The sequence below is a fragment of the Motilimonas sp. 1_MG-2023 genome (genome assembly GCF_030547455.1).
Taxonomy (GTDB): Bacteria; Pseudomonadota; Gammaproteobacteria; order Enterobacterales; family CBDFNC01; genus Motilimonas.
In genome coordinates, this window is the sequence record NZ_JAUOPX010000068.1 from 1 (window position 1) to 11,893 (window position 11,893).

Annotated in this window: 11 protein-coding genes; all 11 read right to left on the reverse strand. The window is 45.5% G+C overall.

The window, feature by feature from the left end; genetic code table 11:
- Positions 1-66: 66 nt before the first annotated feature.
- Complete coding sequence (locus tag Q4519_RS20715) at positions 67-762, reverse strand: hypothetical protein (RefSeq protein ID WP_303515676.1); 696 nt, start codon at positions 760-762, stop codon at positions 67-69.
- 102 nt (positions 763-864) lie between these two features.
- Positions 865-1,794 (reverse strand): hypothetical protein, encoded by a 930-nt coding sequence (locus Q4519_RS20720; protein WP_303515678.1) that lies wholly within the window; start codon positions 1,792-1,794, stop codon positions 865-867.
- Between the two features lie 96 nt (positions 1,795-1,890).
- Positions 1,891-2,607 carry a hypothetical protein gene (locus Q4519_RS20725; protein WP_303515679.1) on the reverse strand — a complete coding sequence of 239 codons (717 nt, stop codon included), beginning with the start codon at positions 2,605-2,607 and terminating at the stop codon, positions 1,891-1,893.
- Positions 2,604-2,879, reverse strand: coding sequence for a hypothetical protein (locus tag Q4519_RS20730; protein ID WP_303515681.1), 276 nt, complete (start codon positions 2,877-2,879; stop codon positions 2,604-2,606). Before Q4519_RS20730 ends, Q4519_RS20725 begins: the two co-directional genes overlap by 4 nt.
- Positions 2,880-2,975: 96 nt before the next feature.
- Entirely contained in the window at positions 2,976-3,941 is a 966-nt protein-coding gene (locus tag Q4519_RS20735; protein ID WP_303515683.1) for a hypothetical protein, read from the reverse strand.
- Between the two features lie 96 nt (positions 3,942-4,037).
- On the reverse strand, positions 4,038-5,000 hold the full coding sequence (locus Q4519_RS20740; RefSeq protein WP_303515686.1) for a hypothetical protein: 963 nt from the start codon (positions 4,998-5,000) through the stop codon (positions 4,038-4,040).
- A complete protein-coding gene (locus tag Q4519_RS20745; RefSeq protein WP_303515688.1) occupies positions 4,997-5,533 on the reverse strand; it encodes a hypothetical protein in 537 nt (178 codons plus the stop codon). The genes Q4519_RS20740 and Q4519_RS20745 overlap by 4 nt, the downstream gene beginning before the upstream one ends.
- A gap of 184 nt (positions 5,534-5,717) precedes the next feature.
- Positions 5,718-6,722: a hypothetical protein gene (locus tag Q4519_RS20750; RefSeq protein WP_303515690.1), complete on the reverse strand. Its 1,005-nt coding sequence runs from the start codon at positions 6,720-6,722 to the stop codon at positions 5,718-5,720.
- Positions 6,719-10,261 carry a LysM peptidoglycan-binding domain-containing protein gene (locus Q4519_RS20755; RefSeq protein ID WP_303515692.1) on the reverse strand — a complete coding sequence of 1,181 codons (3,543 nt, stop codon included), beginning with the start codon at positions 10,259-10,261 and terminating at the stop codon, positions 6,719-6,721. The genes Q4519_RS20750 and Q4519_RS20755 overlap by 4 nt, the downstream gene beginning before the upstream one ends.
- Positions 10,258-10,809 carry a DUF4123 domain-containing protein gene (locus tag Q4519_RS20760; protein ID WP_303515694.1) on the reverse strand — a complete coding sequence of 184 codons (552 nt, stop codon included), beginning with the start codon at positions 10,807-10,809 and terminating at the stop codon, positions 10,258-10,260. Before Q4519_RS20760 ends, Q4519_RS20755 begins: the two co-directional genes overlap by 4 nt.
- A gap of 10 nt (positions 10,810-10,819) precedes the next feature.
- A partial coding sequence (locus tag Q4519_RS20765) for a type VI secretion system Vgr family protein (protein ID WP_303515695.1) occupies positions 10,820-11,893 on the reverse strand: 1,074 nt, incomplete at its 5' end.

Sequence of the window (11,893 nt, forward strand, 5' to 3'; positions counted from 1 at the left end):
AAAAAAGGTTCTACAAAGAAGAGTACAAGTGATCGGCATCGATGTTATTAACCGATCGACTTCATGTTAATACGCAAACTGTACCTTAGCCTTGTCCATGCCTATGTATTGATGAAAGTTATATATCTTTATCATCGCGGGCGCATAACCTCGTTTTGCGGCAATGGTTAAATACCCTAGTGCTTGCTCTCTAATCGCAGGGTCTTTGATATCTTGATGTTGGGACAGCTCGTTGTATAACGTGATGGCCGCTCTGTTTGCGCCCATCTCAAGCGCTTGTTCATACTGTGCTACACGGGTGCGGTGGGCGAGATAGGGCACGTATTTACGCCAGGTGTCTTTGTGTTTGGCCAGCATATACATGGCTTTACCATCGCCGTTGGCAGCAAGCTGTTGCCATTTTTTGATGGCTTTATCAAACCATTTGTCGTCGCAGGGGAGCATGAAATAACGACAATGTTCATAATCACTTTCAACCAAGTTTATCATGGCCCAGGGGTAGCCTTGCTCTGCTGAGCGCAACAGGAGGCGCCCTATCTCAAATCTCTCCATGCCACCCATGCTCATATAAATGCGCGCTTGCCAAAAGAGTGCCTCAGGATTTTCTGCATCTATCTCGGGTTGCATAGCATCGATGGCAAGAAATATTTCATCTTGCTGCAGTAAAGCCAATCCTTCCTCTACGGAGGCAAAAGACGATTGCCCAAAGAATAGCGTTGTTAGGATGGTCAAGCATTTAAGGTGTTTGAGTAATGGTGTCATACGGCTTTACCTATGGTCCAAGGCTCGCGGCGATTGATGCCGGTAAATGACAGCATTGCGAGATAAACACGATGAGCGATGTTACTCAAATGGTTAGCGGCCTTAATATAAATTAGTTTCATCGTAAAAGCGGTTGGGTTTGACTTTGGTTAGGAAGTCTTCAATTTCTTGGTCTAACTCGGCAATTGTCTCAGTAGGTAGGGCACTTTTAAAGTAGTTCCCTTTGAGTTGGTAATCATAAAAACTATCCCCTAATTCAAAGAGTATTTTTGCATATTTATAGAACTCTTCCCATTCACTCTTTGTTCGATAGTCCTTTAGGTAGTAATTACCCGCGAGGACTGATGCAGCTTCAGGGTAACCAAGTGATAGCGCTGTCTTTAAGTATAAAAGGGATTTGTCCTTGTCTGATTGGTACAGACTCGATAGTTCAACCATAGCGGGGGCATAGTTGCGCTCAGCTGCTACTGTTAGGTATTTTACAGCTTGCTCTCTAATCGCAGAGGCTTTGATATCTTGATGTCGAGAAAGCTCGTTGTATAACGCAATGGCCGCTTGTGCAACGCGGGTGCTGTGGGCGAGATAGGGCACGTATTTACGCCACGTGTCTTTGTGTTTGGCCAGCATATACATGGCTTTGCCGTCGCCGTTGGCGGCGAGTTGTTGCCATTTTTCAATGGCTTTATCAAACCATTTGTCGTCGCAAGGGAGCATGTAAAAGCCACAATAGGTGCTAGCGCTGTCAACCAATTCAATCATGGCCCAAGGGTTACCTTGCTCTGCCGAGCGCTGCAGTATCCTGCCAACTTCAAATGTTGCCATGCCGCCCATACTCATATAAATACGCGCTTGCCAAAAAAGGGCCGTTGGGTCTTCAGCTGCTATCTCCGGCTGCATGGCTTCAAGGGCGAGGTCTCGCTCGCCTTGTTGTAGCCATGCTAACCCTTCCTCTACGGATGCAAAAGTCGCTTGCCCAAAGAATAGGGATGTTAGGACGGTCAACCACTTTAGGTGTTTAAGTAATAGTGTCATATTGCTTTACCTATGGTCCAAGGCACAAAGGTTTGAGTGGGCTAATGGCAACCTAGAAAGGTAATTAGCATGGGCGATATGATTCAAGCTGTGGCCTTAATATAAGTTGGTCTCATCGTAAAAGCGGTTGGGTTTAACTTTGGTTAGAAACTCCGCAACTTGTTGATCTAGCTTTGCCATTGTTTCGGGGTTGAGTTCATTTGAAAAGAGAAGTTCTCTGGCAAGAGATGTGCCATATTTAGTGTCTAATCCTTCTTCTATTTTGGACAGTATGTAATACTTTTCCCACTCTTCAGGAGTGTTATCTGTTTTTACCTCGTAGCCATCACTGTTAGCCCAAGCATAAGGCTCTGCTAGCAATGAAGCCGCTTCAGCAAAACCTAGCTTCATAGCTTGCTGTAAGTAGCGTCCTTTGTCGGCTTCGCCGATGATATCTTCAAAATGGCTTAGCGCTACCATTGCTGGGGCATAGTTGCGCTCAGCTGCTACTGTTAGGTATTTTACAGCTTGCTCTCGAATCGCAGGATCTTTGATATCTTGATGTCGGGACAGCTCGTTGTATAACGCAATGGCCGCTCTGTTTGCTCCCATCTCAAGCGCTTGTTCATATTGTGCAACGCGGGTACGGTGAGCGAGGTAGGGCACGTATTTACGCCAGGTGTCTTTGTGTTTGGCCAGCATATACATGGCTTTGCCATCGCCGTTGGCAGCAAGCTTTTGCCATTTTTTAATGGCTTTGTCAAACCATTTGTCGTCGCAAGGGAGCATGAAAAAGCCACAATAGGTGTTGGGGCTGTCAACCAGCTCAATCATTGCCCATGGATTTCCTTGCCCTGCTGACGCCTCCAACCATCGTCCCAGTGTAAATATCCTTTCCCCCCCATGCGCATTTGTGTTTTTGCTAACCAAAACATAGCCTCTGGATTGCCTTTCTCTGCTTCTGCTAAAAATAGCGGCTCAGCTTCCCACCATTCTCCCTGTTGTGTCCAAGCTAGCCCTTTTTGCACCGATGCAAAGGCAGCTTGACCAAAGAATAACAATGGCATGATGGCTAGAAGTGTAAGGTGTGTTAATAACGACTTCATATTGCTTTACCTATGGTCCAAGGAACAAAGGTTTGAGCTGGCTAACGACAACCTAGAAAGGTAATTAGCATGGGCGATATGATTCAAGCTTTGGCCTTAATATAAATTAGTCTCATCATAAAAACGGTTGGGTTTTACTTTGGTTAAGAAATTAGCCACCTGTTGATCTAGTTTAGCTATTGTAGAGGGAGAGAGCTTTTCATCGAAATCGATATAGGTAAGAGTATTTCTACGACCAGATGGATCTAATTTTCTTGCAAGCATGGCGTATTTATAAATTATTTCCCAATCTTTTGCGGTTTTGTTTTCAAGATCCTCATAGATCACTGCTAAATAAAACGAGGCGTCACCATAGCCTAGGTTAGTTGCTTGTTTTAAATAGGATTTAACTTTCTCTACGCCGAGACTCTCTTCAAAATTATAGAAATCAACCATTGCCGGCGCATAACCGCGCTCGGCGGCGGTAGTTAAATAGCCTAGTGCTTGCTCTCTAATCGCAGGGTCTTTGATATCTTGGTGCTGGGACAGTTCGTTGTATAGCGCAATGGCCGCTCTGTTTGCGCCCATCTCAAGCGCTTGTTCATATTGTGCAACGCGGGTGCGGTGAGCTAGGTAGGGCACGTATTTACGCCAGGTGTCTTTGTGTTTGGCCAGCATATACATGGCTTTGCCGTCGCCGTTGGCAGCAAGCTCTTGCCATTTTTCAATGGCTTTATCAAGCCATTTGTCGTCGCACGGGAGCATGAAATAACGACAATGTTCATAATCACTTTCAACCAAGTTTATCATGGCCCAGGGGTAGCCTTGCTCTGCTGAGCGCAACAGGAGGCGCCCTATCTCAAACCTCTCCATGCCACCCATGCTCATATAAATGCGCGCTTGCCAAAAGAGTGCCTCAGGATCTTCTGCATCTATCTCGGTTTGCATAGCATCGATGGCAAGAAATATTTCATCTTGCTGCAGTAAAGCCAAACCTTCCTCTACGGAGGCAAAGGTCGCTTGCCCAAAGCATAGGGCTGTTAGGATGGACAAGTATTTAAGGTGTTTGAATAACGGCTTCATATTGCTTTACCTATGGTCCAAGGAACAAAGGTTTGAGCTGGCTAACGGCAACCTAGAAAGGTAATTAGCATGGGCGATATGATTCAAGCTGTGGCCTTAATATAAATTAGTTTCATCGTAAAAGCGGTTGGGTTTGACTTTGGTTAGGAAGTCTTCAATTTCTTGGTCTAACTCGGCAATTGTCTCAGTAGGTAGGGCACTTTTAAAGTAGTTCCCTTTGAGTTGGTAATCATAAAAACTATCCCCTAATTCAAAGAGTATTTTTGCATATTTATAGAACTCTTCCCATTCACTCTTTGTTCGATTGTCCTTTAGGTAGTAATTACCCGCGAGGACTGATGCAGCTTCAGGGTAACCAAGTGATAGCGCTGTCTTTAAGTATAAAAGGGATTTGTCCTTGTCTGATTGGTACAGACTCGATAGTTCAACCATCGCTGGCGCATAGCCACGCTCTGCAGCAATCTTTAGATATCCTATCGCTTGCTCTCGAATCGCAGGATCTTTGATATCTTGATGTCGGGACAACTCGTTGTATAACGCGATGGCCGCTCTGTTTGCTCCCATCTCAAGGGCCTGTTCATATTGTGCAACGCGGGTGCGGTGGGCGAGGTAGGGCACGTATTTACGCCAGGTGTCTTTGTGTTTTGCGAGCATATACATGGCTTTACCGTCGCCGTTGGCAGCAAGCTGTTGCCATTTTTCAATGGCTTTATCAAACCATTTGTCGTCGCAGGGGAGCATAAAAAAACTGCAGTAGGTGTTTGGGCCGTCTACCAATTCAATCATAGCCCAAGGGTTACCCTGCTCTGCAGACTCTTCCATCCATCGTCCAAGCGTGAATATCCTTTCTCCACCCATGCGCATTTGTGTTTTTGCTAACCAAAACATAGCCTCTGGATTGCCTTTCTCTGCTTCCTCTAAAAATAACGGCTCAGCTTCCCACCATTCTCCCTGTTGTGTCCATGCCAGCCCTTCCTCTACGGAGGCAAACGTCGCTTGCCCAAAGCATAGGCTTGTTAGGATGGACAAGTATTTAAGGTGTTTTAATAACGGCTTCATATTGCTTTACCTATGGTCCAAGGCACACGGCGAACGTGTTTAAGATGGTTAAATTCTGCGGTGTTTTTATGGTCTGCACCTTTATAAGCGCGCAGGATTGCCTTGTCGTATTCAATTGGAGTTGCGCCACGGGTGATGGTGCTGGGTTGGCCGAATTGATAGACGTAGATGTTGGTGCCGAGGAGGTTAATCCGTTTAATAAGCGTGTCATAGTTCCTTTTAATATTATCAAGTATTTTCGAATCATCTGTGTCATCAAACGCAGCCACAAAAAACGCCCTAAGCTGCACTAGCCCTTTAACGTAATAATCCCACTGTTTTGCTTTATCCATGGTTTCATTGGGCGCTAAGGTGATGCGCTGCATGGTTTCTTCAAATTGGCGTTTATCATTTTCACTCGGGTCGCTTGAGTCTACGGATAACCACTTTAAAATATTAATAATGGCCCTTCGTTGCAGGGCGTTTTTTGCTTGGTCCTCATTAGATGGCCCACCAAAATAATTGGAGTCGTGACGATATGTTAATCCCCTCAAGATGGCAGCCAAGGTCTCGGGTAAAGCCGTCTATCCCAGCCTTGGCCTCACCGCCGGCGCTAGCAGCCACAAGCGAGCGAAAACCCTGTTGATTATTACTGTGCAGGTGCGTCACTGGCGTGCGCCATTGCACATCAAAGTTAACACTGCCGCCTGCATGGGAGATGGGATTCAAACGGCTGTCTTAATATAAATTGGTCTCGTCGTAAAAACGGTTGGGTTTTACTTTGATTAAGAACTCCGCAACTTCTTGATCTAGCTTTGCCATTGTTTCGGGTTTAAGTTTATTTGAAAACAGCCGTTCTCGGGCAAGCGATGTGCCATATTTAGTGTCTAATCCTTCTTCTATTTTGGATAAAGTGTAATATTTTTCCCATTCTTCAGGGGTGTTATCTGTTTTTACCTTGTAGCCAATGCCACCTGGTTCATCACTGTCAACCCAAGCGTAAGGCTCTGCTAGCAATGAAGCCGCTTCGGCAAAACCTAATTCCATAGCTTGTCGTAAGTAGCGTTCTTTATCGTTTTTGCCGGTAATGTCTTCAAAATGGCTTAGTTCGACCATTGCGGGGGCATAGTTACGTTCGGCAGCTACCGTTAGGTATTTAACAGCTTGCTCTCTAATCGCAGGGTCTTTGATATCTTGGTGTTGGGACAGCTCGTTGTATAACGCGATGGCCGCTCTGTTTGCGCCCATCTCAAGGGCCTGTTCATATTGTGCAACGCGGGTGCGGTGAGCTAGGTAGGGCACGTATTTACGCCAGGTGTCTTTGTGTTTAGCCAGCATAAACATGGCTTTGCCGTCGCCGTTGGCAGCAAGCTGTTGCCATTTTTCAATGGCTTTATCAAACCATTTGTCGTCGCAGGGGAGCATGAAATAACGACAATGTTCATAATCACTTTCAACCAAGTTCATCATGGCCCAGGGGTAGCCTTGTTCTGCTGAGCGCAACAGGAGGCGCCCTATCTCAAACCTCTCCATGCCACCCATGCTCATATAAATGCGCGCTTGCCAAAAGAGTGCCTCAGGATCTTCTGCACCTATCTCGGGTTGCATAGCATCGATGGCAAGAAATATTTCATCTTGCTGTAGTAAAGCCAATCCTTCCTCTACGGAGGCAAAGGTCGCTTGCCCAAAGAATAGGGTTGTTAGGATGGTCAACCATTTAAGGAGTTTAAGTAACGGTGTCATACGGCTTTACCTATGGTCCAAGGTACACGGCGTGCGTGTTTTAGTTGGTTAAATTCTGGGGTGTTTTTATGGTCTGCACCTTTATAAGCGCGCAAGGTAGCCTTGTCGTAATCAATTTGGGTTGCGCCACGGGTGATGGTGCTGGGTTGGTCGAACTGGTAGACGTAGATATTGGCCCCTAGTAAATAAAACAATTCAATGAGTTCAATGTATTGATTTCTAGAGCTTGGTTCTTTAACAAAAAACTCCCGCAATTGTACTAGCCCTTTAACGTAATAATCCCATTGCTTGGCTTTGTCCATGGTTTCATTGGGCGCTAAGGTGATGCGTTGCATGGTTTCTTCAAATTGGCGTTTATCATTTTCACTCGGGTCGCTTGAGTCTACGGATAACCACTTTAAAATATTAATAATGGCCTCTCGTTGTAGGGCGTTTTTTGCTTGGTCCTCATTAGATGGCCCACCAAAATAATTGGAGTCGTGACGATATGTTAATACCTTCAAGATGGCGGCCAAGGTTTCGGGGTACATGGGCTCAATCCATTTTTGCGCTTCACGCAATATAGATACTTTTTGACTAGTGAAGTACCTTGCAATGTATGGCGCGTTTTTCTCCATTTTCGCATCCGCACTCAAATCATCCAGCATCCGAAATGGCAGCAACATGATTTGGCTGGCCTTAAGCTGATAGGTTAGCATGATGGTGAGCACTTTGTTGATGGCGTTAAAGGTATCTGATTCAATCCCTTGCGCATCGTCTGTGCTACAAAAGGCAATTTTTCTAAAGCCTTGTTGTTTGGTGATAAGCAGCAGTTGATAAATAATGTCGTCCAGTACCAGTGGCGATATTTCTAGGCCGACGCTGCCACCAAAGCCGAGGCCAAGGGTGCCCGATAATGAGGTCAGCATAATGAATTTGCCATCGTGATAGGCTATTTGTAATTTATAGCTGCCACCTATCCCAGCCTTGGCCTCACCGCCGGCGCTAGCTGCCACAAGTGAGCGAAACCCCTGTTGATTGTTACTGTGTGAGCGGGTAACAGGCGGGCGCCATTGAAAGTCAAAATTAACACTGCCGCCGCATTGGATACCAGCAAACGCTTTCGCTTCGGCGCTGCCGCCCAGCGCGTAGGTTTGGCTGCGGCTACCGTCTGGATTTGCTTGGTATACGGGAAGCGGGCCATGACTGGACGTTTGACGATAGGCGGGTAAATCAGTGGTGTTGGGTACGGTGCCACGAATACCAAGCCCACGCTGCCCGGCAGCACTTTCAACCGGCCCTATTTGGATTTCTGTGCCGAGCGCGACACTCACGCCCAATGCGCCGCCAACATTGAAGGCTAATTGTAATTTATAGTGCCCAATGTCGAACTGGTCCATTTCTACCTTTCCCTCTCTGTCAATGTAATAGGGAATTTCAAGCTTGCCACCATCGGGTGCATCAGGATAAGTTAATTGACCGCCCAAAGCGCCCCTGAAGACATCGAAGTTGGCCGACAGTTTATGGTTGCCCAGTTGTAAGTGTTGTAGCGAAGTGCTGGCATTGTTACCGATTTCTTGGCCAGTACTAAAACGGAAAAATTGGGCCTGGCCGCCTACTTCTAATGCCATCGGGGGTAATAAAGTGGAGTCGCGGGTGTCGTGACGCCAGTAAAACTGATACTTATTGGATAATGCTGCGCTGTGCTCGGCAAACTTTTTGTTGAGCAGTTCGATTTCTGCGGATGTTTCTTTGAGTGTTAGCCCGCCTATTTTTACGTCTTCCATTTTTTTTACATTGGGGGTAAAAGGCGTAATGACTTGGGCGTGGCCACAATTCTTGGCGGTGGTGCTAATGGCGTTTAAGGTGTTTCGGCAATAGCTTACTTTACCGTTATTTCCGCTCAAGTAGCCTTCAACAATGCGAGTATTATTGATACCTGGGTCGGCAAAGAAGTGCTGGGCCTTATTGGTTGGTTGCCAATCTAATTCATCCCAAACTAGTTGGTTTTGCTCGAGAGGCAGTGATATTGGCACGTCGCTTTCTGAGTGCGCTAAGGGGGCCGAAGGCTGGAAATGTAAATGAAGGTTTTTTTGCACTACGTTTTGTTCAGCCAAGGCTTTTAGCGCAGTAATTCTTGCGTATGCGCGCAACGATGTATTCAAAAGGGTGCTTACATAAGAGGTTTTATTATTAATCGCGGTGCCGACAAGCGCGCTAAAGTCACCTATCCTTGCTGCGGCTTCTTTTAGTGTGGCGAGGTATACTTTTCGAGCGCAATAGTAACCAATTTCTTCATATTGGATGGCCATGATGGCGTTATAGTGAGTCTTGTCATCTAGCTTGGTGAAGTCAATTTTATCCACCGTTTTATGATGTTTAAATAGCTCGTCTTTTGATAAGGCTTGTTCTTTTAATATCACGCCAAACTGATTAAGGCTATAAAGGGTGGTAAAAAAACGAAGCTGACTGCCGGTTCTGCGTTGGTCTTGTTGCAGACGCATGCGCAGTATCCACTCTTCCCCACTAAAATGTTTAAATGCTTTATAGTCATTCTCTATATCTTCGTATAGCTCAAATATTTCGCCTATATCTATTATTTTAGTGGCTGATGTGATGGAGTTTTTACTGTCAAGTTCATTGGGCATCAATTTTTTGCGATGCCTGATAAGATCCCTCAGTGCTTGATAACGCTTCAGGTCGGTATCAGAAGTATAAAATTCCCCTTTTGGGTAAAAAGCAAATTTTAAGCTAACGCCATTTTCTTTGAAAATGGTTTTGCTTGCCCTCTTTTTAGCACTCGTTTCATAATCTTTAACGCGCTGCTGAATTTTATCGCGTACATTGATTTGGTGTTGCCGAAATGCTTTACGGTAAATTCGCGTTTTAATTATGCGAGAGTTGTATTCTTCTTCAGAGGGACATCTAGGAATACTAAATGTCCCTATAGAGGTGCATTCCTCGAGCTTGAACTTTGTTTTAAGGGATTGAAACTCTTCTCGAGCTATTTGGTAATCTTGTGGTACCCAAATTACATTTTCATCTAAAGCCTTGTTCACAGAAAATAAGTCGAGTAAGGCTTTTTGATATAGCGGCTTATCTTTCTTGGGCAAAAAAAACTCGTGATAAAGGCTATTAAATTGGTCCATTATCCCTAGTTCAGTTAGGCCTGTTAAGGTTGCCTCCTTATCACCTTTTACTATTTTTGATCGACATTGCGCATCCTCTTGTAGGATCAGGTTTACTGCTTCTTTAGTAAGCGCTAACCACGTTGGTTTCTTGGTTTCATGATGCTCCGGAAAATACATTACTTCCGTATACTCAACTTGAGTGCATTGAGTTTGGCTGAGCAATTTAGTGTCTGTATGGGTGACGGGGGGATGATCAATATTACTGTTGTCGAGTTGCTGCGGCACGACGAGTGTATTGTTTTCAATAATCAGGTGGATATTTTTTATTTGCTCGGAGTTGAGATTTTGCAGTGCGCTTGTACTGGTATTGAATTTTTGAGCCAATACACTCAGTGTGTCACCTTCTTGGATTAGGTAGGTATCATTCATGCTAGAAGGTGCTCCATTGAATTGGGACTAAGACTAAGTGTGTTAGAGGTTTTAGGCGTTTCTGTAGCTGTTATGTTTGATGCACGCCAAATACGTTCACTATGGTCGTAGTGTTCATAGTGAATAGACATGATTTCAGCGGTGAAATTGCTACGCTCTTGTGCTGTTAATATTTGGTTTATTTTCATTAAAACACTAGGGTGGTGATAGCGAAATAGCCAATGCTCACCGCTTGTTGTGTGTATGGTGACTAGACCTTTTAAGTGAGCCATGAGTTTTGTTCTATCAACTTGAAGGCTACTAACAAGTGAACTATTTGCTCGCCAATGAAGATCTTTCTGTTGATGCTGTAATATTGGGGAATCTTGCTCTACCTCGATCCATATGGGTCCATGTTCTTTCAAGTGGTCCAATGGGGTTCCTTTATACAAATAGCCCCACTGACAAAGGGGTGAAAGCGTATATATTTGATATAGAAAATCAGTGACCTGAGCTGTTTCGACCAATAAGAGGCTATATTTTGTATGGTCAATATCTGGTGTTTTCAATAGTCTAATCCTATTGGGGGCGACAGGGACAGCTTGCTAGCGGACAAGAGCCGTCTGTTTGTTTTTGGCAAAGTTGTGCCACGGGAACGTTGGCCTCGATGACAGCAAGTAGACGTTCTTTGCTGATATTCGTGGGGGGACTTAGGTCCACCGTTTGTATCTGACCAAGTTGTGCTGTAGGAACGTTGGCATCGATAGTGTCAAGCTGACGTTCTTTGTGGATCCGCTCGGGAATAGTTAGGTTTACAACTTGTTCTACCTCAATCGGTAACTGCGCCACCTTTCCACCATACCCGCTGCCACTGCTTTTCTTTCCACCCGAATTCAAATTTACATTCGGACCTTTAATATGCACGCCAGCGGGATCGACTTTGATAAAACTGCTGCCGGCTTTGACGGTTATTTCTGCGCCGGCTTCTAATACCACTTTTGAGCCAGCTTTAATGTGCAACTCGTTACCTGTATCTGATAGCCAAGCTTGGCCAGCTTTAATATGCAAGCTGCCGTTGATCACTAAGCTCTGTTCACCTTTAGTGTGTAGACGGCTTTCGCCGTCAACCGTGTGATGCTGGTTGCCCTTAATCAATTTAAAGCTATCGCGGTCAATTTCACTGTGTTGGTCACGTTTGATTTGCTCGGCTTGGTCGTTTTCAATCAAGCTGTTGAAGTCTTTTTGGGCGTGGATGTAAATTTCTTCTTGGCCCACTTCGTCTTCAAAGCGCAGCTCGTTGTAGCCGTCGCCTTTGTGGGTTTCGGTGCGCAGCACGGTGCGCGTTTTATGCTCGGGCAGGGCGTAAGGTGGCTTGTTGGTGGCATGATAAGTGCGACCTGTGATGATCGGTTGGTCGGGATCGCCTTCTAAAAAGCTGACAATCACTTCGTGGCCAATACGCGGAATGGCCATCATGCCGTATTGGGTGCCGGCCCAACCTTGAGACACGCGTACCCAGCAGCTGGCGTTTTCGTCGTTGTTGGAATAACGATCCCATGGAAATTGCACCTTAACGCGGCCATGCTCGTCACAAAATATTTCTTCACCCTCTGGGCCGGTAACAATGGCGATTTGTGGACCATCAACCCGTGG